21 protein-coding genes and 1 riboswitch are annotated in these 22,171 nt (G+C 72.8%); of the genes, 15 read left to right on the top strand and 6 right to left on the bottom strand.

The genetic code is table 11. The features are described from left to right. Positions 1–130: 130 nt before the first annotated feature. Both tuf and ACFZDA_RS20000 read left to right on the top strand, forming a co-directional pair. A complete protein-coding gene (tuf, locus tag ACFZDA_RS20005) occupies positions 131–1,300 on the top strand; it encodes an elongation factor Tu (protein ID WP_391082934.1) in 1,170 nt (389 codons plus the stop codon). Between the two features lie 100 nt (positions 1,301–1,400). Continuing rightward, positions 1,401–2,246: a fused MFS/spermidine synthase gene (locus ACFZDA_RS20000; RefSeq protein ID WP_391082932.1), complete on the top strand. Its 846-nt coding sequence runs from the start codon at positions 1,401–1,403 to the stop codon at positions 2,244–2,246. Positions 2,247–2,302: 56 nt separating this feature from the next. Here the strand turns inward: ACFZDA_RS20000 and ACFZDA_RS19995 are convergent, their stop codons facing one another. Beyond that, on the bottom strand, positions 2,303–3,316 hold the full coding sequence (locus ACFZDA_RS19995) for a hypothetical protein (RefSeq protein ID WP_391082929.1): 1,014 nt from the start codon (positions 3,314–3,316) through the stop codon (positions 2,303–2,305). Positions 3,317–3,478: 162 nt separating this feature from the next. On the opposite strand from ACFZDA_RS19995, the gene ACFZDA_RS19990 reads away from it, so the two are divergent. The 4 genes from ACFZDA_RS19990 (at position 3,479) to ACFZDA_RS19975 (ending at position 9,323) form a co-directional block, all read left to right on the top strand. Next, positions 3,479–3,931, top strand: a complete 453-nt coding sequence (locus ACFZDA_RS19990; protein ID WP_391082926.1) for a DUF4442 domain-containing protein — start codon at positions 3,479–3,481, stop codon at positions 3,929–3,931. A 330-nt stretch (positions 3,932–4,261) separates the two neighbouring features. Further along, entirely contained in the window at positions 4,262–6,118 is a 1,857-nt protein-coding gene (locus ACFZDA_RS19985) for a ricin-type beta-trefoil lectin domain protein (protein ID WP_391082923.1), read from the top strand. A 122-nt stretch (positions 6,119–6,240) separates the two neighbouring features. Beyond that, positions 6,241–8,628, top strand: a complete 2,388-nt coding sequence (locus ACFZDA_RS19980) for a phosphoketolase (protein ID WP_391082920.1) — start codon at positions 6,241–6,243, stop codon at positions 8,626–8,628. 71 nt (positions 8,629–8,699) lie between these two features. Next, entirely contained in the window at positions 8,700–9,323 is a 624-nt protein-coding gene (locus ACFZDA_RS19975; RefSeq protein ID WP_391082917.1) for a VTT domain-containing protein, read from the top strand. Between the two features lie 60 nt (positions 9,324–9,383). Here the strand turns inward: ACFZDA_RS19975 and ACFZDA_RS19970 are convergent, their stop codons facing one another. Then, positions 9,384–9,911 carry a DapH/DapD/GlmU-related protein gene (locus ACFZDA_RS19970; protein WP_391083262.1) on the bottom strand — a complete coding sequence of 176 codons (528 nt, stop codon included), beginning with the start codon at positions 9,909–9,911 and terminating at the stop codon, positions 9,384–9,386. Positions 9,912–10,023: 112 nt separating this feature from the next. Here ACFZDA_RS19970 and ACFZDA_RS19965 point away from each other — a divergent pair, with 112 nt between their 5' ends. Next, positions 10,024–10,821: a DapH/DapD/GlmU-related protein gene (locus tag ACFZDA_RS19965; protein WP_391082914.1), complete on the top strand. Its 798-nt coding sequence runs from the start codon at positions 10,024–10,026 to the stop codon at positions 10,819–10,821. 31 nt (positions 10,822–10,852) lie between these two features. Here the strand turns inward: ACFZDA_RS19965 and ACFZDA_RS19960 are convergent, their stop codons facing one another. Further along, entirely contained in the window at positions 10,853–11,710 is an 858-nt protein-coding gene (locus ACFZDA_RS19960; protein WP_391082911.1) for an EamA family transporter, read from the bottom strand. Positions 11,711–11,807: 97 nt separating this feature from the next. Here ACFZDA_RS19960 and ACFZDA_RS19955 point away from each other — a divergent pair, with 97 nt between their 5' ends. Next, positions 11,808–12,380 (top strand): cupin domain-containing protein, encoded by a 573-nt coding sequence (locus ACFZDA_RS19955; RefSeq protein ID WP_391082908.1) that lies wholly within the window; start codon positions 11,808–11,810, stop codon positions 12,378–12,380. Positions 12,381–12,420: 40 nt separating this feature from the next. Next, positions 12,421–12,978 (top strand): YbaK/EbsC family protein, encoded by a 558-nt coding sequence (locus ACFZDA_RS19950; RefSeq protein WP_391082905.1) that lies wholly within the window; start codon positions 12,421–12,423, stop codon positions 12,976–12,978. A gap of 53 nt (positions 12,979–13,031) precedes the next feature. Here the strand turns inward: ACFZDA_RS19950 and ACFZDA_RS19945 are convergent, their stop codons facing one another. The 3 genes from ACFZDA_RS19945 to ACFZDA_RS19935 form a co-directional block, all read right to left on the bottom strand. Then, entirely contained in the window at positions 13,032–14,255 is a 1,224-nt protein-coding gene (locus ACFZDA_RS19945) for a 4-hydroxybenzoate 3-monooxygenase (protein WP_391082902.1), read from the bottom strand. 38 nt (positions 14,256–14,293) lie between these two features. Then, the gene (locus ACFZDA_RS19940; RefSeq protein WP_391082899.1) at positions 14,294–15,919 is read right to left on the bottom strand and encodes an amino acid permease; all 1,626 of its coding nucleotides are present in this window, start codon (positions 15,917–15,919) and stop codon (positions 14,294–14,296) included. A 134-nt stretch (positions 15,920–16,053) separates the two neighbouring features. Next, the gene (locus ACFZDA_RS19935; RefSeq protein ID WP_391082896.1) at positions 16,054–16,482 is read right to left on the bottom strand and encodes a CoA-binding protein; all 429 of its coding nucleotides are present in this window, start codon (positions 16,480–16,482) and stop codon (positions 16,054–16,056) included. Between the two features lie 91 nt (positions 16,483–16,573). Continuing rightward, positions 16,574–16,764: riboswitch (cobalamin riboswitch) on the top strand. A 68-nt stretch (positions 16,765–16,832) separates the two neighbouring features. On the opposite strand from ACFZDA_RS19935, the gene ACFZDA_RS19930 reads away from it, so the two are divergent. The 6 genes from ACFZDA_RS19930 (at position 16,833) to ACFZDA_RS19905 (ending at position 22,093) form a co-directional block, all read left to right on the top strand. After that, entirely contained in the window at positions 16,833–17,849 is a 1,017-nt protein-coding gene (locus ACFZDA_RS19930) for an ABC transporter substrate-binding protein (RefSeq protein WP_391082894.1), read from the top strand. After that, on the top strand, positions 17,846–18,859 hold the full coding sequence (locus tag ACFZDA_RS19925) for an iron chelate uptake ABC transporter family permease subunit (protein ID WP_391082890.1): 1,014 nt from the start codon (positions 17,846–17,848) through the stop codon (positions 18,857–18,859). The genes ACFZDA_RS19930 and ACFZDA_RS19925 overlap by 4 nt, the downstream gene beginning before the upstream one ends. After that, a complete protein-coding gene (locus ACFZDA_RS19920; RefSeq protein ID WP_391082887.1) occupies positions 18,856–19,659 on the top strand; it encodes an ATP-binding cassette domain-containing protein in 804 nt (267 codons plus the stop codon). Before ACFZDA_RS19925 ends, ACFZDA_RS19920 begins: the two co-directional genes overlap by 4 nt. Positions 19,660–19,955: 296 nt before the next feature. After that, positions 19,956–20,900: a hypothetical protein gene (locus ACFZDA_RS19915; protein ID WP_391082884.1), complete on the top strand. Its 945-nt coding sequence runs from the start codon at positions 19,956–19,958 to the stop codon at positions 20,898–20,900. Continuing rightward, complete coding sequence (locus ACFZDA_RS19910) at positions 20,897–21,439, top strand: histidine phosphatase family protein (protein WP_391082881.1); 543 nt, start codon at positions 20,897–20,899, stop codon at positions 21,437–21,439. The genes ACFZDA_RS19915 and ACFZDA_RS19910 overlap by 4 nt, the downstream gene beginning before the upstream one ends. Before the next feature lie 27 nt (positions 21,440–21,466). Beyond that, the gene (locus ACFZDA_RS19905) at positions 21,467–22,093 is read left to right on the top strand and encodes a YigZ family protein (RefSeq protein WP_391082878.1); all 627 of its coding nucleotides are present in this window, start codon (positions 21,467–21,469) and stop codon (positions 22,091–22,093) included. Positions 22,094–22,171: the final 78 nt, after the last annotated feature.

Below are 22,171 nucleotides of genomic sequence, written 5' to 3'. Positions count from 1 at the left end.
CGGCCGTTGCGGACGGCGCCCGAAGCTGACCCTCTCCGGTTCGTCCGGCGGACCCCGCAAGGGGAGGGTCGGGCAGGTCCTCGGGGTCCCAGGTTCTTTCTTCGCTGATCCGACGCTGTGAGGTACAGCCATGTCCAAGACGGCCTACATCCGTACGAAACCGCATCTCAACATCGGCACGATGGGTCATGTCGACCACGGCAAGACCACGCTCACGGCCGCCATCACCAAGGTTCTCGCCGAGCGCGGCACCGGCACGTTCGTGCCGTTCGACCGGATCGACCGGGCGCCCGAGGAGGCGGCGCGCGGCATCACCATCAACATCGCGCACGTCGAGTACGAGACCGACACCCGGCACTACGCGCACGTCGACATGCCGGGCCACGCCGACTACGTCAAGAACATGGTCACCGGCGCCGCGCAGCTCGACGGGGCGATCCTCGTCGTCTCCGCGCTCGACGGGATCATGCCGCAGACCGCCGAACACGTGCTGCTCGCCCGGCAGGTGGGCGTCGACCACATCGTGGTCGCCCTCAACAAGGCCGACGCGGGGGACGAGGAGCTGACCGACCTGGTCGAGCTGGAGGTCCGCGACCTGCTCACGGCGCACGGCTACGGCGGTGACTCCGTACCCGTGGTACGCGTCTCGGGTCTGAAGGCGCTGCAGGGGGACCCGCGGTGGACGGCCTCGATCGAGGCGCTGCTCGACGCGGTGGACACGTATGTGCCGATTCCGGAGCGGTATCTGGACGCGCCGTTCCTGCTGTCCGTGGAGAACGTGCTGACCATCACCGGCCGGGGGACCGTGGTGACCGGTGCGGTGGAGCGGGGCACGGTGCGGGTCGGGGACAAGGTCGAGGTGCTCGGGGCTGCCGTCGAGACGGTGGTCACCGGGCTGGAGACCTTCGGCAAGCCGATGGAGGAGGCGCAGGCCGGGGACAACGTGGCGCTGCTGCTGCGGGGGGTCCCCCGGGACGCCGTCCGGCGGGGGCACGTGGTGGCCGCGCCGGGGAGTGTGGTGCCGAGTCGTCGCTTCACGGCGCGGGTGTATGTGCTGTCCGCGCGTGAGGGGGGCCGTACGACGGCTGTCTCCAGTGGGTACCGGCCGCAGTTCTACATCCGTACGGCGGATGTGGTGGGGGACGTCGACCTCGGTGAGGTCGCTGTGGCGCGGCCCGGGGACACGGTGGTCATGACCGTGGAGCTGGGGCGGGAGGTGCCGTTGGAGCCGGGGCTCGGGTTCGCCGTGCGTGAGGGTGGGCGGACGGTGGGGGCCGGGACTGTGACTGTCGTCGGGTGATCGCCTCTTGCTGTGCGCGGGGGACTGCTGGCCGGAAGTGGCTGGTCGCGCAGTTCCCCGCGCCCCTGATGGGGCGCCGCACCACAGGCACAATGAGATGGTGAACGAGCCCATCCCCGTGACCCGCGACGTCGATCACGGCACCGCCAAGCTCATGCCCGACGTCGACCGGGAACGGGCCTGGCTGCTGACCGTCGACGGGGCGCCGCAGTCGTATGTCGATCTGGACGAGCCCACGCATCTGGAGTTCGAGTACGCGCGGCGGCTCGGGTACGTGCTGGATGTCGTGGCGGAGCCGGGGCGGGGGCTGGACGTGGTGCATCTCGGGGGAGGGGCGCTCACGCTGCCCCGGTACGTGGCCGCGACCCGGCCCCGTTCCCGGCAGGACGTCGTCGAGTTCGACCGGGGGCTGCTGGAGCTGGTGGCCGAGCATCTGCCGTTGCCGGAGGGGGTCCGGGTCGCGCTGCACGTGGCGGACGCGCGGGAGTGGCTGGGGAACGCCGCCGCGGATTCGGCCGATGTGATCGTCGCCGATGTGTTCGGCGGTTCGCGGGTTCCGGCGCACCTCACCTCCGTCGCCTTTGTACGGGAGGCCGCGCGGGTCCTGCGGGGGAGTGGGGTCTACCTCGCCAATCTCCCCGATGCGGCGCCGTTCCACTTCCTGCGGTCCCAACTCGCCACTCTCGCCACCGTCTTCGAGGAACTCGTGCTGATCGCCGAGCCGGGGGTGCTGCGGGGGCGGCGGTTCGGGAACGCGGTGCTCGTGGCCGGGCGCGAGCCGGTCGACGTCGCCGCCCTGGCCCGGCTCACGGCCGCCGACGCCTTCCCGGCCCGGGTCGAACACGGTGACGCTCTGCGGGAGTTCATCGGTGGGGCGCGTGCGGTGCGGGATGAGGACGCCGTGCCGTCACCCGAGCCCCCCGACGGCGCCTTCGGTATCGGCTGACCTGCTGACCCCGAGACGGCCCGCCCCTGCCGGGGCGGGCCCGTTCGGTGTCCGCGTCAGCTTGCGGTGGGCTCTCCGTGCAGCCGGACCGTGCTGAGGATCTTCAGGATGGTCTCCTTGGGCACCTCGCCCTTGACGCCCTTGGCCCCGTAGAAACTCCACGCGACGAAGTCGCCCGCCGAGTTCTTGAAGCCGAACGTGACCGCCTTGCCGTCGCTCGCGCACTTGCCCTTGTCGGGCGTGTTCTCCGACCACGCCCAGGCGACGCTGCCCTTCACGCCGGCGGCGGTGGTGTAGGGCTTGGCCTTCGCCTCGGTCTTGACGCTCTTCTTGTCCGGCTGGGTGTAGCCGCCGTACACCCACCAGGCCACCTGGTTGAGCGCGACCTCATCGGTGTTCTTGGCGCCGTCCGCGCCCTTGGTGCCCGCCCCGGCCAGGGACTCGCTCTCGGTCCTGCCGTCCTTGTTGTCGTCGCTCGTGCACCACTCGGACTTGTAGAAGGCCGGCGCCGACATGATGATGAGCGGCTTGGCGTCGTCGGACTTCTCGTCCTCGAAGCCGACGGACGTGGTCGGGGAGGCGACCTCCCAGTCCGCCGGGACGTCGAAGGCCGTGCCCCACTTGGGGTTGACGACGACCTTCCAGCCCTTGACCGTGGGCTTCTCCTCATCGGTGCCGCGGGGGTTGTCACCCGTGGCGGGCGTGCTCGTGTCCGTGGACGGGCTCGCCGGCGCGGTGGTCTTCTTGCCTGCGCCCTTGCCGCCGTCCGCGGTGTCGTCCTTGTCGCCGCCCAGTACCAGGAAGCCGGTGACACCGGCCGCCACGACGACCGCCGCGGCGGCGATGATCGCGACCAGCTTCGTCCGGTTGCCGCCGCCACCGCCCTGCGGGGGTTGCGGTGCGCCGGCCGGCCCGGGGGCACCCCACTGCGGCTGCTGCCCGTAGGGGCCGGGCTGCTGCTGATAGCCCTGCTGCTGGTACGGATTCTGCTGCTGGTAACCCGGCTGCTGGTACGGGTTGTTCGCTTGCGGGTTCTGCTCGCCCCCGGGCGGCTGCTGTCCTGGCCACATGGGCAGCCACCCTAGCCGCGCTCCGGACACGATTCGGTCACTGCCCGTGGACGGAGACGTAGCAACCCGGGAACGGCGGGCGCGCACGGCCGGGTGGGGACCGGTGCGGCGGTCGTCACACGGGCCTGGCCAGCCGTCTCTACTCGTGAGTAACATGCGGCCATGAGCGCAGACCAGATGTCCATCGGCGAGATGCTCGCCGCCACGGTGCCCATGGCCCGGACCCTGAACCTCGAGTTCCTCGAGACGACGCCGGAGCGGGCGGTGGTGTCCCTGCCCGACCAGGGCGAGTACCACAACCACGTGGGCGGGCCGCACGCCGGGGCGATGTTCACGCTCGGCGAGTCCGCGAGCGGGGCCATCGTGCTGGCCGCGTTCGGGGACCAGCTCTCGCGCGCCGTGCCGCTGGCCGTCAGCGCCGAGATCTCCTACAAGAAGCTGGCGATGGGCGCGGTCACCGCGACCGCGACGCTGGGCCGTCCGGCCGCCGAGGTCGTCGCGGAACTGGACGCGGGCGAGCGCCCGGAGTTCCCCGTGGCCATCGCCATCCAGCGGGCCGACGGCGCGGTGACCGGCGAGATGACGGTGATCTGGACGCTGCGTCCCAACGGCTGATCCGGCTGTCGCTTGTGCGGAGCCCCGGTGCCGAGCGCCGGGGCTTTCGCATGTCCGGACCAGCCGCCTTTGAATGCCCACGAGTTGAGACCCTGCGGCGACGGCATTGTCGAAAACCGGTGCGGATACCGCCGGTAACACATCTGAATTCCCCACGCTTTGAACCTGGGGCATCCGAACTCCTTGTTACCTGTCAGTCGCATGTGCGAAAGTGAGCCGCCTCACAGTCACGTCCTGGCTGACGCGGCACAGGTATGCACCAATCACGCACCTGCTTTCCGACGGACGCGCAATTCGTATGCCGTCCTGCGGCTGGAAGGAAATGGTTCCGTGCAATCCCCCTACCCCCCACGCCCGCCGTACCCGCCGCGCCCCGGAGCGGGGCCCGCGGATTCCGATCGCAATCTCCTCGCCCGGGTCGGTGATCCCGCCGAAGGCCCGCGCGCCGCCGCGCTGTTGCTGGCACGGCACTGGCGGGCGGTGCACGAGTACGCCGTGATCTGCCTGGCCTCCTCCGAGGACTCCGCGTCGATGGCGGCCGCCGCCGCGTTCCGCCGCGAACTCGCCCTGCCGGGCGGCGGAGCCCTGCGCCCGCGGTTGCTCGCGGCCGTACGGGACACGGTCCGGGACTGGGCCGCCGACGACGGCATGTCCGTCGTACTGCCGGAACTCCGCAAACCCGTCGGCGCCCGGGGCTTGCGTGCCGCGCGGTCCGGGACAGCCGAAAGGCGGCGGCTCGCCGAGCGCGCATTCCGCGCCCTTCCGGGGGCTTCCCAATGCCTGCTCTGGCATACGGAGGTAGAGGCCGAGCCCATAACCGTACCGGCCGGTCTGCTGGGAGTGGACGCCCGTACCGCGTCGGCCGCGCTGGAGCAGGCGCGTGAGCAATTCCGCGCGGGTTGCGTCCGGGCGCACCGCGAACTCGCGCCGACGCGGGAATGCCGCTTCTACAACCGTCTGCTCGACGTCCCGATGCGCCGCGGCGGGTCCCTGCTGCCGGACGTGCAACGGCATCTGATGGCCTGCCGCTACTGCCGGCACGCCGCCGAACAACTCAGTCATTTCGAGGGCGGACTGCAGGACCTGCTCGTCGAGACCGTGCTCGGCTGGGGCGCCCACCGCTACCTCGCGTCACGGCCGGGCCGGGACGGGGGCCGGGGCGCACTGCCCACGGGCCCGGCCGGGGGCCGTCACCGGCTCCGGGCGCACGCCCTGCCGGCGGGCGGCCGGCTCGGGACGTCGAGAAGACACGCGAAGGCGCTGGCCGCCGCGGTCGGGGTGACCTCCCTCGTGCTGCTCGCGACGCTGCTCGCCGCCAGGGGCTGGACGGAGGAGGGCGGCACCGTCGCTCCCCAGGCCACCTGGGGAGCGGTCAGCGGTCACTCCGTCGACCCGGATTCCGCGGGAACCTCCTCGGCCGGCCGGCCGTCGGCCGCGTCCGCCGGCCGCCCCGCCGAGGTGGGCCGCGGGCGGCTGCGCAACCTCGACGCCGGCCTGTGCCTCGGCGTCCGGGGCGGCCGGCCCCGGGCCGACGCCCGCGCCGTGCTGACCTCCTGCTCCGCCGCCGGGCCCCTGACGTGGTCGTACCGGGACGACGGCCTGCTGCGCAGCGCCGCCGACCCCGGGCTCTGCCTCGGCTCCGACACCGCCGAGGGCTCGGTCGTCCTGGCCGACTGCCTCGTGCACGCCGGAGTCGTGCGCTACGACCTGACCGTGCGTGGCGAACTCCTGCCGCGCGGCGGCAAGGGCCTGGCCCTCGGCCACGGCACGGGCCGGAACGTGGAAGTCGCCGGGCGCGACGGATCCGAGGCACAACGCTGGGCGCTGGAACCGGAGGACCCGGAGGGCTCAGGGGAAGTGGAGGACCCGGGCGGCAGAGGGGACACAGGCAGGCCGCAGGGCCAGGACGTGCCTCGGGAGAGCCCCCGGCAGGAGAGCCGCCGGGACAAGGAACCGTACGAGGGCGCCCCGCCCGGGGAGCCGCCCGAGCCCGCGCGGAGCACGGCCGGGGACCAGCCGCAGGAGCGGTACGAGACGCGGTTCGCCCGGGCGGACCGCTGCGGCGCGGCCGAACCGGAACGGGCCCCCGGCGACCCGGGCACGCCCGGCACCGACGCACTGGGCTCGGCGACAGCCCCCGTGGCGACGGCCGTGACGGCGACGCTCCACTCCACCGCGCTCCCTTAGGCCCACCTCCGGGAGTCCGGATGCCCGGAGGTGGTGACACCTGGCCGGGAGGCGCCTGGCATCGAACCGGCACAGACTGGTACTCCTCCTGAGGCCGTCGCAGAACCCAGGGAGAGTCACCCATGCCCGAGGCCCCGCGCCAGGACAGCAGCACACACCCGACCGACGAGGAACTGCGCACGCTGGACGCCCACTGGCGGGCCGCCAACTACCTGGCGGCCGGTCAGATCTACCTGCTGGCGAACCCCCTGCTGACCGAGCCGCTGCGGCCGGAGCACATCAAACCGCGCCTTCTGGGCCACTGGGGCACCTCGCCCGGGCTCAACCTCGTCCACACGCACCTCAACCGGGTGATCAGGAACCGCGGGCTCGACGCGCTGTGCGTCTGGGGCCCGGGCCACGGCGGCCCGTCGGTGCTGGCCAACTCCTGGCTGGAGGGCAGCTACAGCGAGAAGTACCCGGATGTGTCCCGGGACGGGCAGGGCATGGAGCTGCTGATGCGGCAGTTCTCGTTCCCCGGAGGCGTGCCCAGCCACGTCGCCCCGGAGGTGCCCGGCTCGATCCACGAGGGCGGCGAACTCGGCTACTCCCTCGCCCACGCCTACGGCGCCGCCCTCGACCACCCCGGCCTGCTGGTCGCCTGCGTGATCGGCGACGGCGAGGCGGAGACCGGGCCGCTGGCCGGATCCTGGCACGCCAACAAGTTCCTCGACCCCGTCCACGACGGCGCCGTCCTGCCGATCCTGCACCTCAACGGCTACAAGATCGCCAACCCGACCGTCCTGGCGCGCCTCCCGGAGTCCGAGCTCGACGCGCTGCTGCGCGGCTACGGCCACGACCCGATCCACGTCAGCGGCGACGACCCGATGGCCGTCCACCGCGCGATGGCCCGGGCGATGGACACCGCGCTCGACCGCATCGCCGAGGCCCAGCGCGCCGCCCGCGAGGAGGGCGCGACCGAGCGCCCGCGCTGGCCGGTGATCGTGCTGCGCACTCCGAAGGGCTGGACCGGCCCGGCCGAGGTCGACGGCGAGCCGGTCGAGGGCACCTGGCGCTCCCACCAGGTGCCGCTGGCCGGCGTCCGTGACAACCCCGACCACCTGCGCCAGCTGGAGGCCTGGCTGCGCTCCTACCGGCCCGAGGAGCTGTTCGACGCCGAGGGCCGGCCGGTCGCGGACGTCCTCGCCTGCGTCCCCGAGGGCGGCAGGCGGCTCGGCGCCACCCCGTACGCCAACGGCGGACTGCTCGTCCGCGACCTGCCGGTGCCGTCCCTGGACGACTTCGCCGTGCCCGTCGACAAGCCGGGCACGACCCTGCACGAGCCCACGCGTGTCCTCGGCGACCTCCTGGCCCAGGTGATGCGGGACACCGCCGACCGCCGGGACTTCCGCCTGGTCGGCCCGGACGAGACCGCCTCCAACCGGCTCCAGGCGGTCTATGCCGCCAGCGGCAAGGCCTGGCAGGCCGCCACCCTCGACGTCGACGAGCACCTCGACCGGCACGGCCGGGTGATGGAGGTCCTCTCCGAACACCTCTGCCAGGGCTGGCTGGAGGGCTACCTCCTCACCGGCCGGCACGGGCTGTTCTCCTGCTACGAGGCGTTCGTGCACATCGTCGACTCGATGGTCAACCAGCACATCAAATGGCTGCGCACCTCCCGGCGCCTGCCCTGGCGGGCCCCCATCGCCTCCCTGAACTATCTGCTGACCTCCCACGTGTGGCGGCAGGACCACAACGGCTTCTCCCACCAGGACCCCGGCTTCGTCGACCACGTCCTCAACAAGAGCCCCGAGGTCGTCCGGATCTACCTCCCGCCGGACGCCAACACCCTGCTGTCCGTCGCGGACCACGTGCTGCGCAGCCGCGACTACGTCAACGTCGTCGTGGCCGGCAAGCAGCCCTGCTTCGACTGGCTGTCGATCGACGAGGCCCGGGTGCACTGCGCCCGCGGCGCCGGCATCTGGGAGTGGGCCGGCACCGAGGACGGCTCCCGCGAACCCGACGTGGTGCTGGCCTGCGCCGGAGACGTCCCCACCCAGGAGACCCTGGCCGCCGCGCACCTGCTGCGCCGGCACCTGCCCCACCTGTCGGTCCGCGTCGTGAACGTCGTCGACCTCGCCCGGCTGCTGCCCCGGGAGGAACACCCGCACGGCATGAACGACTTCGAGTACGACGGCCTCTTCACCGCCGACAAGCCGGTGATCTTCGCCTACCACGGCTACCCGTGGCTGATCCACCGCCTGGCCTACCGCCGCGCCGGCCACCAGCACCTGCACGTGCGCGGCTACAAGGAGGCCGGCACCACCACCACGCCCTTCGACATGGTCGTCCGCAACGACCTCGACCGCTACCGCCTCGTCATGGACGTCATCGACCGCGTGCCCGGTCTCGCGGTGCGCGCCACGGCCGTACGCCAGCGCATGGCCGACGCCCGCACCCGGCACCACGCCTGGATCCGCGAGCACGGCACCGACCTGCCCGAGGTCGCCGAGTGGAACTGGAACGCCTGAGCCGCGGACGACGTCTTGTCACCCGGTAGGCTTCCCGTGCACGCAGGGAAGCTCAGCGAAAGGATCCGGCGTTGCACGTCCAGGAATGGCTCGAAACCGTACCCGCGGTCGCCGTCTACGCACTGGTGGGACTGGTCATCGGCCTGGAGAGCCTGGGCATTCCGCTGCCGGGCGAGATCATCCTGGTCTCCTCCGCGCTGCTGGCCTCCCAACAGGGCCACATCGACCCCGTCGTCCTGGGCGCCAGCGCCACGGCCGGCGCGATCGTCGGCGACTCCATCGGCTACGCCATCGGCCGCAAGGGCGGCCGCCCGCTGCTGGCCTGGCTGGGCAAGAAGTTCCCCAAGCACTTCAGCGAGGGCCATATCGCCACGGCCGAGCGGTCCTTCGAGAAGTGGGGCATGTGGGCGGTGTTCTTCGGCCGCTTCGTCGCCCTCCTCCGCATCTTCGCGGGCCCCCTCGCCGGTGTGCTCCGCATGCCGTACTGGAAGTTCCTCATCGCCAACGTCCTCGGCGGCATCGTCTGGGCGGGCGGCACGACGGCGGTCATCTACTACGTCGGCATCGTCGCCGAGTCCTGGCTGAAGCGCTTCTCCTGGCTGGGGCTGGTGGCAGCGGTCCTGGTCGGCCTCACGTCGATGCTGGTGCTGAAGCGCAGGGCGAAGAGGGCAGCACCTCTGGTCGCCGGGGAGTGATGCTCGGGGGCGCGGGGGACTGCGCGACCAGCCTCAACGCACCCGCGCCCGCCACACCACCTACGCATGCACCTCACGATGCGCCTTCGCCAACTCGGCGTACATCGTGCCGTTGAGGGTGACCCCCTGCCGCTCCTCCTCCGACAGCTCCCGCCGGACCTTCGCAGGCACTCCCGCCACCAGCGACCCGGGCGGCACGACCATCCCCTGCGGCACCAGCGCCTGCGCGGCCACCAGCGACCCGGCCCCGATCACCGCCCCGTTCAGCACCGTCGCCCCCATTCCGATCAGACAGTCGTCCTCGACGGTCGCCCCGTGCACCACGGCGTTGTGACCGATGCTGACCCGCTCACCCACCGTCACGGGAAACCCCGGGTCGGCGTGGAGCGTGCAGTTGTCCTGGACGTTGCTGCTCGCCCCGACGGTGATGCGCTCGACGTCACCTCGCAGCACCGCCCCGTACCAGACACTCGCCCCCGCACCCAGCGTCACGCCCCCGATCACCGAAGCCGTCGGCGCCACGAACGCCTCCGGATGGAGCTGCGGCTCCCTGCCGCCGATCCCCGTGATCATCGCCCGCTGTCCCATGCCCGCCTCCAGAAACGTCGTAGACAACGCGCAAACCGTACGACACCCGGTGGGGTGAAGATCACAGGCCTCCGACGCCGCAGGGTGAGCTACCGCTGAGTACCGTGACGTTGTGCCGAAGCGCAAGAACACGTTCTCATCCTGGCGGCGCGGCCTCGCGCAGCGCGCCGTCCACGCGGGCTGGGCCTGGGTGCAGCGCACGGGCTCCGTCACCGCCGAACACCCCGGGCGCTACCGGTTCGGCGCGATGGGAACAGGTACCAGACTCGCCTTCCCGCTCGGCACGGTCTTCGGCGAACCCTGGATCCACATGGGCGCTCACTGCATCATCGGCGAGCAGGTCACCCTCACCGCGGGCCTGATGCCCGACCTCGACCTCGGCCCGGACCCGATCCTGCGCATCGGCGACGGTGTCGTCCTGGGCCGCGGCAGCCACGTCATCGCGGACACGACGGTCACCATCGGCAGCGACTGCTACTTCGGCCCGTACGTCTACGTCACGTCCACGAACCACTCCTACGACGATCCGCACCAGCCGATCGGCAAGCAGTGGCCGCGGATGGAGCCGGTGGAGATCGGGCCCGGCTGCTGGATCGGCACCGGCGCGGTCATCCTGCCGGGTGCCCGGATCGGGCGGAACGTGGTCGTGGCCGCGGGCGCGGTCGTCCGGGGCGCGGTGCCCGACCACGCCGTGGTGGCGGGCGCGCCGGCCCGCGTCGTACGGCGCTGGACACCGGCCGACGGCTGGCAGCCGCCGCTGCGCACCCCGCCGCCGGTGCCGATACCGGAGGGGGTCACGCCCGAGCAGTTGCGCGCCCTGTCGGGCCTGGACGAGGACACGGCGGCCCGGCTCGCCGGGCTGGACGAGGAGGCGTCGGCGGGACTCGCCGAGCTGGAGCCGGAATCCTGAACCGCCCCAGCCCTGAACCGTCGCGGCCGACTCAGCCCGAGGCCAGCAGAACCGTCCCCACCAGGGCCAGCCCCGAGCCCGCGGCCTGTACCGCCCGCAGCCGTTCGTGGAGCACAGCGCGCGCGGCCACGGCGGTCACCACCGGGTAGAGCGAGGCGAGCACGGCGGCGACGGTGACCGGGCCGTGCTGCGCGGCGATCGCGTACGTGCCGTTCGCCGCGACGTCCGCGAGACCGACGAAGGCGAGGGCCGGCAGGGAACCCCATGGGAAGCCGTCCGCCGGAAGGGCGGACGCCCCGCGCCGCACCGACACATACAGCGCCGGCCCGCCGGCGGCGACATTCGTCACCCGCTGCACGAACAGGGCGAGGAACAGCCCCGTGAGCGTGGTCGACGCCTCGGCGATCAGGGCCATCACCGCCCCGAAGCCGAAGGCCGCGAGCAGGGTCAGGGCGATGGCCTGCCGCTGGACGGGCGCGCCGCGCAACTGCGGGCCGCCGGCCAGACAGACACCGGCGACGGCGACCAGGATGCCGAAGAACTGGAGCATGCCGGGACGCTCGCCCAGCACCAGGCCCACGCCGACCGGCACGGCCACCCCGATCGAGCCCAGCGGCGAGACCACACCCATCGGGCCCAGCGCGAGCGCCTTGTAGAAGGCGAGCATCGCCACCGGCCCGGCCAGACCGGCGGCCACGGCGAACCACAGCTGCGGCCCGGCCTCACTCCAGCCGCCCGTCGCCACGACGACCGCGCCCAGCACGACCACCGCGATCGACTGCGAGACCACGACCACCGTCAGCGCGGGCGTGCGCCGCGTCAGCAGTCCGCCGCCGAAGTCGGCCACTCCCCACAGGACGCTGGTGGCCAGGGCGAAGAGCGCTGTCATGGGACGGATGCCTCGCAGTACAGTTCGGTGAACGATCGGGTCAACCACACCGTAGTGCAACACACTGCACTACGTCATACAGAATATTGGACGGAATGTGTCGGACCTCGACCTGCTGACCCAGTCGCTGGCGCGCAGCGTCAAGCACTGGCGCGCGGTACGCGGCTTCACGCTGGACGTGCTGGCCGCCCGGGCGGGCGTCAGCCGCGGCATGCTCATCCAGATCGAGCAGGCCCGCACCAACCCCAGCCTCGGTACCGTCGTCAAGATCGGCGACGCGCTCGGCGTCAGCATCACCACCCTCCTCGACTACGAGCAGGGCCCCAAGGTCCGCGTCGTCCCCGCCGAACAGGCGGTACGGCTGTGGCGCACCGAGGCCGGCAGCTACAACCGGCTGCTCGCGGGCACCGAGGCGCCCGGCCCGCTGGAGATGTGGGACTGGCGGCTCATGCCCGGCGAGAGCAGCGCGTCCGACCCGCACCCCGCCGGCACCATGGAGCTGCTCCACGTCACGGCCGGGGAGCTGACGCTCACCGTCGACGGCGTGGAGCACCGCGTCCCCGCCGGCGCGAGCGTGTCCTTCGAGGCCAACCTCCCGCACACGTACGGCAACACCGGCGAGGTGCCGATGGAGATGGTGATGGCCGTCTCGGTGCCGCCCGTGACCTGAGACGGTCCCGAGGGCGGCCCGGTGTTGTTAACGTGCGGCCATGCGCGCACCCATCGGACACTTCGACGACGCCCGTCCGGCCCCCGCCTGCCTCGACGAGCTCACCGGCCCGGTCGCCGACGCCGTACGCCACTGGCACGGCAGCGTCCCGGCCGGCCAGATCCTCTACGTCGACACCGAGCCGCAGTGGGCCGACACCGCGACTTTCGTGGAGCACTACGGCCGTGACCTGCTGGAGCGGTCCGCGAACTGCGTGGTGGTCGCGGGCAAGCGAGGCGGCGAGACCACCCTCGCCGCGAGCGTCGTGCCGTCCACCACCCGGGTCGACGTCAACGGCGTCGTACGCCGCCAACTCGGCGCCCGCAAGGCCTCGTTCGCCGCCATGGACACGGCGACCGGGGAGACCGGCATGGAGTACGGCGGCATCACCCCGCTCGGACTGCCGGGCGGCTGGCCCGTGCTGGTGGACGCGGCCGTCGTCGATCTGCCGTACGTACTGGTCGGCAGCGGCCGGCGGCGCGGCAAGCTGCTGGTGCCGGGCAAGGCCTTCGCGGAACTGCCGGGCGCCGTGGTGCTGGAGGGGCTCGGCGTCGCCTGAGGGCAGGTCCTGTGCCGCCGCGTGGTGGGTCAGCGGCCGGTGCGCGTCATGGATCAGTACCGCGCGGCCGTCCCGAGGTACTGCTCGGCGAACGCCGCGGCGGCCGCCGGCGAGGAGAACAGGCGGCGCAGGCGGGCCAGCGTGGTGCCCGCGCGGAACGGGTCACCGGCCGCCGTGCCGTGGTAGACCTCGGACAGCCACTGCGAGAACTCCTGGTAGTCCCACACCCGCCGCAGGCACGCCTGGGCGTAGCCGCCGAGGCCGCTGTCGTCCCCGCCGGTCAGCTGGGCCACCAGGGCGTCGCCGAGCAGGAAGGCGTCGTGCAGGGCGAGGTTCATGCCCTTGGCGGCGATGGGGGCGACCAGGTGGGCCGCGTCACCGGCGAGGAAGAGCCGGCCGCAGACCATCGGCTCGACCACGTAGTCGTGCATGTCCAGCACGCGCTTCTCGATCAGCCGCCCCTCGGTCAGCGGCGGCACACCGGACGCCCCGAGCCGCTCCTGGAGTTCCGCCCAGACACGCTCGTGCGGCCAGTTCTGCGGGTCGTCGCCCGGCGGGCACTGGAGGTAGTAGCGGGTCACCTCCGGGCTGCGGGGCATCTGCCCGGCGAACCCCTTGGCGTGGCAGCCGAACAACACGCAGTCGGCGGACGGCGGCGCCTCGGCGAGCAGGGCCAGCCAGCCGATGCCGTAGTCGTGCCGCGCGACGCGCACCCGCTCCGGCGGCAGGGCGGCCCGGGTCACCCCGCGCGCCCCGTCGCAGCCGGCCACGAAGTCGCAGTGCACCACGCGGTGTTCACCCGTCTCCGGGCAGGTGTACGACACCGAGGGCCGGTCGGAGTCGATGTCGTGCACCCGCACGTCCCGGACCCCGAAGCGGATCCGCCCGCCGCGCACGTCGGCGTACTCGCGCACCAGGTCCGTCACCAGCAACGGCTGCGGGTAGACGTAGTGGTGACTGCCGGTCAGCTCCGCGTAGGGAAACCGGTACCGCGCGCCGTCGAAGCGGAACTCGCACGCGGAGTGCAACTCGGCGCGGTCCATCAGGTTCCGGGCGAGGCCCCGCTTCTCCAGGCCCCGTACGGCCCACTCCTCGATGACTCCGGCCCGGGGCCGCTGTTCTATGAACTCCCGGGTCCCGGTCTCCAGCACCAGGCAGTCCACGGCCGCGGCCCGCAGGATGTTGCCGACGGTCAGCCCGGCGGGACCGGCGCCCACGACAACGACTGGGAAGCGTTGCGGGGCGCCGGAGTCGGGAGGCGCGGAGGCTTGGGTCATGCGCTCATTATGGAGGCCGTGCCCGCGCGGGCACGGTGTCAGTGGACGGCCACCTCCCCGATGCTCCGCTCGATCTCCTCCGGCCGGGACGCCGACGCCCGGGCCCAGTAGTAGATCGCCAGGGAGAACACCGTGATGACCACGATGTCCCACCACAGCCCGATGTGTCCCTGGCCGCCGAAGCCGCCCTGCCAGGAGATGACGCCCATGCCCAGCAGATAGACGGGCAGCCACTGGGCGGCCCTCCAGTCGAGCCGGGGCGCGTCGGGCAGTTGCTTGCGGGTGGCGTACCAGGCGTATCCGCCGAGCAGGACGTAGCCGAGGACGATGGCCACCCCGAGCCGCCACAGGGTGTCCCAGGTCGACCAGTAGATGATGAGGTTGGCCACGACGAACGACAGCGGGGAGACGACGTTCCCGGCGGGCAGCCGGTAGGGCCGTGCGCGGTGCGGCAGCCGGCCGGCGAAGACGCCGTACGCCAGCGGGGCGCCCGCGTACATCAGCACGCTCGCCGAGGTGATGAAGCCGACCAGCTGCTGCCAGCTCGGAAACGGCAGGAAGCAGACCACGCCGGTCACGAAGGAGACGATCAGCCCGAACCACGGCACCCCGCGGGCGTCGGTGCGGGTGAAGATCTTCGGCGCGTAGCCGTTGCGGGCCAGGCCGTAGGAGACGCGGGAGGTGGCGGTGGTGTAGATCAGGCCGGTGCCGCCGGGGGAGACGACCGCGTCCAGGTACAGCACCACGCTCAGCCAGCCGAGCCCCAGCAGGGTGGCCAGCCCCGCCCAGGGGCCGCTGATACCGGGGTAGTCGAGCTTGGTCCAGCCGTGCGCGAAGGAGGCCAGTGGCAGGGCCGCGATGAAGACGACCTGGAGCAGGACGTAGATCCCGGCTCCGATGGCGACCGAGCCGAGCGTCGCGCGGGGCAGGTCACGGGCCGGGTCGCGGCTCTCGCCCGCCAGCTGGATCGCCTGCTCGAAGCCCAGCAGGGCGAAGATGATGCCGCTGGAACTGACGGCGCTCAGCACGCCGTGGGCACCGAACGGGGCGAAGCCGTGCTCGGTGAAGTTGCCCGGGTGGAAGTTCCCGGCCGCGATGATGAAGATCGCGGCCAGCGGCACGGCCACCTTCCACCAGGTGGCGGCGCTGTTGGTGTGCGCCAGGAGCCGCACCCCGAGGAAGTTGATCACGACGAACACGGCCATGAGGAGTACGGCGACGACGAACCCGCTGGTCGTCAGCGTCCCGTCCTTGGCGTGCTGGAAGCCCTGCGCCCAGTGCCAGTGCCCGGCATAGCCGATCATGGCCTCGACCTCGATCGGTGCCACGGTCGCCGCCTGGAGCCAGGAGAACCAGCCGAAGGACATGCCGGCCAGTCCGCCGAACGCGTAGTGCGGATAGCGCGCCGTGCCGCCCGCGACCGGGAACATACCGCCGAGTTCCGCGTGCACCAGGGCCAGCAGCACGATCGCGACCGCGCCGATCAGCCACGACAAAATCGCTGCGGGCCCGGCCGCCACGACCGCCTTCTCGGCTCCGTACAGCCACCCGGAGCCGATGATGGAACCGACCGACGCCCACATGAGCCCGATCAGTCCGACGTCCCGGCGCAGTCCGCCCGGACCCCCCTTTACCCCCGCTGCTGCCTGGTCGACGCTCACCATGAATCAAGGGGCCTCTCGTAGAAGAACTCGGCGAGTCCTGCGAGCAAGAGGCCTCAGATTAGGAATCCGTCATCCGGCGGCAGAAGACGAGTTGTGCGGCCTTGACCGGGCGCGGGCATTTCCTGGAAAGCGCTTCAGGAATTCTGTACGCGGCGATGAGGAAGCCGTGGGATCTCGATCGCCGGGCAGCGGTCCATCACCATCTCCAGGCCCGCGGCGCGGGTCCGGTCCCAGGCCGCCTCGTCGATGACGCCGAGCTGGAACCACACGGCCCGCGCGCCCTTGGCGACCGCCTCGTCCGCGACGGCTCCGGCGAGATCGCTGTTCACGAACACGTCCACGACGTCCACGTCGAAGGGGATGTCCGCCAGGCTCGCGTACCCCTGCTCGCCGTGCACCGGCTCCGCCTTGGGATGCACGGGCACGACGCGCTTGCCGAAGCGCTGGAGCACGGCGGCCACCCCGTACGCCGCGCGCTGCCGGTTCGACGACAGGCCCACCACGGCCCAGGTGTCGCCGAGCTCGGTGAGGATCCTGCGGACCGTTGCCTCGTCGCCGTACACCGGCGGCCTCCTCGTACGTCGCGGAAGAACTGCTGGGGGCTCCCCTGGGTGCAACCGTGCGGGGCGGGCGGTGATTCCCCCGCGCGCGCCGTGATAGCTTGCCGAGGCCAGTCGAACCCATGTACGTGGGTCAGGGAATCCGGTGCGAATCCGGAACTGACGCGCAGCGGTGAGGGGGACGGGCGGGGCCTCGGCCACTGGACGGTACGTGTGACGTCCGGGAAGGCGCTCCGCACCGGACGAACCCGAGTCCGAAGACCTGCTGGCGGCCCCCGCGGCCGTAGGCGGCGGGGAAGCACCGTACGACCGGGCTCCGCGATCGAGCCCTCGACGACTGAGGACTGGTTTGCGTGCCCCTCGCCCGACCCGCCCGTGCCGCCGTCCTGCTCGCGGCCGGCTCCCTGCTCGTGACCGGCTGCGGCGACGCGAAGCCCACCACCACCAAGGCCGCCGTCACGCTCGACAACTGCGGCCACGAGGTGCGCGTCGACGCCCCGCCGAAGCACGCCGTCTCCCTGAACCAGGGCACCACCGAGATCCTGCTCTCCCTCGGCCTCGCCGACCGTCTCGCGGGCACCGCCACCTGGACCGACCCCGTGATGAAGGGGCTGGCGAAGGCCAACGCGAAGGTGCCGCGCATCGCCGACGACAACCCCTCCTTCGAACGGGTCCTGGACACCGGCCCGGACTTCGTCGCGGCGTCCTTCGTCTCCACCCTCGGCAAGGGCGGCGTAGCCACCCGCGAGCAGTTCGAGAAGCTCGGCGTCCCGACGTACGTCTCCCCGTCGGACTGCGCCGGCAAGAACAACTCCGGCGACGGGGACGGCGCGCGCGCCAAGCCGCTGGGCATCGACACCGTCTACGGCGAAGTGCGCGACCTGGCGACCGTGTTCGGGGTGAAGGAACGGGGCGACAGGCTCGTGGCCTCCCTCCAGCGGCGCATGGCGAAGGCCACGCGGGGCATCCACGCCTCCGACGTCACCCTCCTGTACTGGTTCGCCAACTCCGAGTCGCCCTACCTGGCGGGCTGTTGCGGAGCGCCCGGCATCATCACCCGGGCCCTCGGCGCGAAGAACGTCTTCGACGACACGCACGAGGAGTGGCCGCAGGTCAACTGGGAGACGGTCGCCGAACGCGACCCAGACGTCCTCGTCATCGGCGACCTGACCCGTAAGTCGCAGACCGCCGAGTCGGCCGCGAAGAAGATCGCCTTCCTGGAGTCCAACCCGGTCACCAGGAACATGGACGCGGTCCGGCACAAGCGGTACGTGCTGCTCAGCGGGCAGGCCATGAACCCGACCATCCGCACGATCGAGGGCGTGGAACAGGTCGCCGCCCGACTGCGCGCGTTCGGGCTCGTGAAGTGACCGTCCGCGGGCCCGCGCTCGGTGTCGCAGGCGCCTTGCTGCTGGTGGTCTCCCTGGCCCTGGCGATCACCGTCGGCCCGGCCGACATCCGGGTCGCGGACGTCTGGTCGGCCGTCGCGGCCCATCTCGGTCTCGGCAGCTCGGAACTGACGCCGATCCGCGACGGGATCGTCTGGCAGCTGCGGCTGCCGCGCACCCTGCTCGCGGCCGTGTGCGGGGCCGGACTGGCCGTCTGCGGGGCGGTGATGCAGTCGCTGCTGCGCAACCCGCTCGCCGACCCGTTCGTGCTCGGGGTGTCCTCCGGCGCCTCCACCGGCGCGGTCGTGGTGGTCGTCCTGGGCGTGGGCGGCGGTGCCGTGTCGGTGTCCGCGGGCGCGTTCCTCGGCGCCCTGGTGTCCTTCGCGCTGGTGCTGCTGCTCAGCCACACCCTCGGCGGCACCACCGACCGGGTCGTCCTCGCGGGCGTCGCCGCCATGCAGCTCTTCTCCGCGCTCACCTCCTTCGTCGTGATGACCGCCGCCGATGCCGAGACGACCCGGGGCGTGCTGTTCTGGCTCCTCGGCTCGCTCGGCGGCGCGGGCTGGACCGACGTGTGGCTGTGCCTGGCGGTCCTGGCCGTGACGCTGGTGGTGTGCCTGTCGTACGCCCGCACCCTCGACGCCTTCGCCTTCGGGCAGGACGCGGCGGCGGCGCTCGGGGTGTCCGTGGCCCGCACCCGTCTGGTGCTGCTGTGCGTCACGGCCCTGCTCACGGCCGCGCTGGTCAGCTCGGCCGGGGCGATCGGCTTCGTCGGGCTGGTCCTGCCGCACGCCGCGCGGGCCCTGGCCGGTCCCGGGCACGTCCGGCTGCTGCCGGTCACGGCCCTCGCCGGGGCGGTGTTCCTGGTGTGGGTGGACACCCTCGCCCGTACGGTGCTGGATCCCCAGGAGGTGCCGGTGGGAGTCGTGACGTCGCTGATCGGGGTGCCGGCGTTCGTGGTGGTGCTGTACCGGACGCGGAGGGTGCGGTGAGCGGGGCGGCGGGAGCAGCGGCGCCGGGCGCCGGGCTGCGGGCCGACCGGGTCGGTCGCCGTGCCGACGGGCGCCTCATCCTCGACGGCGTCGTCCTCGCGCCCGAGCCCGGCTCCACGGTCGGCGTCCTCGGCCCCAACGGCTCCGGCAAGTCCACGCTGCTGCGGCTGCTGGCCGGGTTGCTCACACCGACCGCCGGAGTCGTCACCCTCGACGGCACGCCGCTGGGCGACCTGCCCCGCCGTACCGTCGCCCGGCGGCTCGCGGTGGTCGAGCAGCAGGCCGACACACAGGTCGAGTTGACGGTGGTGGACGTCGTACGGCTGGGCCGCGTACCGCACCGCCGCGCCTGGACGCCGGGCTCGGTGGACGACGAACGGGCCGTGCGCGAAGCCCTGGACCGCACCGGCCTCGCCGACCGCGCCGACCAGCCCTGGCACACCCTCTCGGGCGGCGAACGCCAGCGGGTGCAGATCGCCCGCGCGCTCGCCCAGGAACCCCGCGAACTCCTCCTGGACGAGCCCACCAACCACCTCGACATCCACCACCAGCTCGATCTGCTCGCCCTGGTCACCGGCCTGCCGGTCACCACCGTCGTCGCCCTGCACGACCTCAACCTCGCGGCGATGTACTGCGACGAGGTCGTCGTCCTGAGCGCGGGGCGGGTCGTGGCGGGCGGCGCCCCGGGCGATGTCCTGACGCGGGAACTCATCGCCGAGGTGTACGGGGTCCGGGCCGCCGTCAGCCGCGACGGCCCCCGGCAGCGGCCGCATGTGCGGTTCCTGGGGACGCTGGGCTGAGCGGCCCCACGGCAGGCGGGGTGGGCGGGCGATTCACGCCATGGTGGTCCGGCCCGATGGGTGCGTCGCCTGGCCCGGGTGGTTTGCGGTGGGGTGTGTCCCGGCCCGACGGGCGTGTCGTCGGCGGGTGGCTTCGGGCACGGTGGTCTCACCGACCCGCGCGCCGTTCGTGGGGCGCGTCCCGCCCCGGTGACGTGGTCCGCCCGGCACGCCATTGGTGGGGTGTTCCCGCCACGGTGGCCGGAAAAAGCCGCACCTGCCTGCGTGTGCCCGCCCACCCGGCCTAGGCTCGCCTCGTGCTGCGCATCATCGACGCCCGGACCGGCGAACCGGTCGAAGCCGCTCCGGCCCGCCGGGGCCTGACCCGAGTCGAAGTGCACGCGCCCGGCTCCGACCTGACGAACCTGCGGGTGCTGCTCGTGGCGGACCTGCTCGTGCGGGCGCTGGAACTCGGCGGCACACCGGTGTGGGCCCTGCTGACCGGCGGGCGCCGCCAGGCCGAGCTGCGCGCGGCCGCCACGGCCCTCGGCATCCGCCCCTTCGAGGACAGCCCCGACGTCAGCGCCGGACTCGGCGAGGCCCAGGTCGTCCATGTCACCGCCGAGGGCGGGGCGATGCCTGACGGGGTGCGGATCGCTGTCGCGCCCGTGGAGACGACGGGGGCGGCCGAGCCGGGCCCGTCGGTCGGTGGGTCTGCGGAGTCGGCCCCGGCCGGTGGCCGGTCGGGTGAGCCGGGGCCGTTGGTCGGTGGGGCGGCGGAGTCGATCCCACCGGGTGGCCGGTCGGCCGACTCGGGCCCGTCGGGCGGCGAGTCGGGTGAGCCGGGTCTGCCGGTCGGTGACTCGGTGGCGCCTGACCCGCCGGGCCGTCGGCCGGAGCGAGCCGGTCCGCTGGGCGGTGTCGATCCCGCTGTTCTGCGGCTCGCCCTGTTCACGCGGCACCACAGCGCCGCCGTCCGGCTGGAGGCGGACGTCCTCGGTGCGGCCGAGGCCACCCTGGCCCGGTGGCGCGGCGCGGTTGCCCGTTGGGCCCGGCGGCCCTCCCGGCCCGTGCCCGACGACGTGCGCGGGCGGCTGCGCGACGCCTGGGACGACGATCTGGACGTGCCCCGGGTGCTGGACGTGCTGCGGGGCGTGGAGAAGGAGCCGGACCTGCCGGACGGCGCCCGGTTCGAGACGTACGCCTACGCCGACCGGCTCCTCGGCCTCGAACTCACCCGCGATCTGGGAGCCCCGTCATGACGGAGCGCGCCGGGGCGGGCCCGCTGCGCCGCCTGGTCGTGCTGCGGCACGCCAAGTCCGCCTGGCCCCTCGACGTCGCCGACCACGAGCGCCCGCTCGCGCCGCGCGGCCGCCGCGACGCCCCCGCCGTCGGGCGGGCCCTGGCAGCGGCCGACTGCCTGCCCGACCTCGCGCTGTGCTCCACCGCCGTACGCGCCCGCCAGACCTGGGAACTGGCCGCCGCCGAGTGGGGCACGCCCCCGCCGGTCCGGTTCGACCGGCGCCTGTACGCCGCGAGCCCCGCCGGTCTGCTGGCCGTCGTGCACGAGGTGTCCGCCGAGGTGGAGACACTGCTGCTGATCGGGCACAACCCGGGCCTGGAGGAACTCGTCCTGGCACTCGCCGGTGACGGCCTCGACGACACACTGGAGCGGGTCCGCACCAAGTTCCCGACCTCGGCCGTCGCTGTCCTGTCCTGGCACGGCACCACCTGGCGAGCCCTCGCCCCGGGCACCGCGCTGCTCACCTCCGTGACCGTGCCCCGGGGCAAGAAGAAGTAGCGCGGGGCCCGCGCATAGGGTGGCCGGATGCAGGACGAATACCGCACGGTCGCCCGCGCCGGCGTGCACGAGACCGAGGTCAACCGCTCCCGCTTCCTGTGCGCCCTCGCCCCGGCGGTCACCGAGCGGGAGGCGCAGGACTTCATCGCCGCGGTCCGCAAGGAGCACGCCGACGCCTCCCACAACTGCTGGGCCTATGTCATCGGCGCCGACGCCTCCGTCCAGAAGGCGAGCGACGACGGCGAACCCGGCGGCACCGCCGGTGTCCCCATGCTGCAGATGCTGCTGCGCCGCGACATGCGGTACGTCGTCGCCGTCGTCACGCGCTACTTCGGCGGGGTCAAGCTCGGCGCGGGCGGACTGATCCGGGCGTACGGCGGAGCGGTCGGCGAGGCCCTGGACAGCCTCGGCACGCGCACCCGCCGCCGGTTCCGGCTGGCCACGGTCACGGTCGACCACCAGCGCGCCGGCAAGCTGGAGAACGACCTGCGGACCACCGGGCGCGAGGTGCGGGACGTCCGCTACGGGGAGGCGGTCACCATCGAGATCGCCCTCCCGGACGCCGATGTGGAGGCCTTCCGGGCGTGGCTCGCCGACGCGACCGCGGGAACGGCCGGCTTCGAACCGGGCGGGGAGGCGTACGGCGACGCCTGACGTGCGGTCAGCCTCTCGTACGGCGCCCGGGAGCCGGCCCGGCGGGCGTCCGTATCGGTGGCGCGGGACGCCGGACCC

This window comes from Streptomyces sp. NPDC007991, from assembly GCF_042958445.1.
Lineage (GTDB): Bacteria > Actinomycetota > Actinomycetes > Streptomycetales > Streptomycetaceae > Streptomyces.
The sequence above is the reverse complement of the archived record's forward strand: the minus strand, read 5'-3'. Positions and strand labels throughout refer to the sequence as shown.

Coding starts and splice junctions, on each gene's coding strand:
- ACFZDA_RS19950 (WP_391082905.1), top strand. CDS start 12,421: ATGCGCGCACCCATCGGACACTTCGACGACGCCCGTCCGGCCCCCGCC.
- ACFZDA_RS19905 (WP_391082878.1), top strand. CDS start 21,467: ATGCAGGACGAATACCGCACGGTCGCCCGCGCCGGCGTGCACGAGACC.
- ACFZDA_RS19980 (WP_391082920.1), top strand. CDS start 6,241: ATGCCCGAGGCCCCGCGCCAGGACAGCAGCACACACCCGACCGACGAG.
- ACFZDA_RS19910 (WP_391082881.1), top strand. CDS start 20,897: ATGACGGAGCGCGCCGGGGCGGGCCCGCTGCGCCGCCTGGTCGTGCTG.
- tuf (WP_391082934.1), top strand. CDS start 131: ATGTCCAAGACGGCCTACATCCGTACGAAACCGCATCTCAACATCGGC.
- ACFZDA_RS19945 (WP_391082902.1), bottom strand. CDS start 14,255: ATGACCCAAGCCTCCGCGCCTCCCGACTCCGGCGCCCCGCAACGCTTC.
- ACFZDA_RS19990 (WP_391082926.1), top strand. CDS start 3,479: ATGAGCGCAGACCAGATGTCCATCGGCGAGATGCTCGCCGCCACGGTG.
- ACFZDA_RS19940 (WP_391082899.1), bottom strand. CDS start 15,919: ATGGTGAGCGTCGACCAGGCAGCAGCGGGGGTAAAGGGGGGTCCGGGC.
- ACFZDA_RS19995 (WP_391082929.1), bottom strand. CDS start 3,316: ATGTGGCCAGGACAGCAGCCGCCCGGGGGCGAGCAGAACCCGCAAGCG.
- ACFZDA_RS19960 (WP_391082911.1), bottom strand. CDS start 11,710: ATGACAGCGCTCTTCGCCCTGGCCACCAGCGTCCTGTGGGGAGTGGCC.
- ACFZDA_RS19970 (WP_391083262.1), bottom strand. CDS start 9,911: ATGGGACAGCGGGCGATGATCACGGGGATCGGCGGCAGGGAGCCGCAG.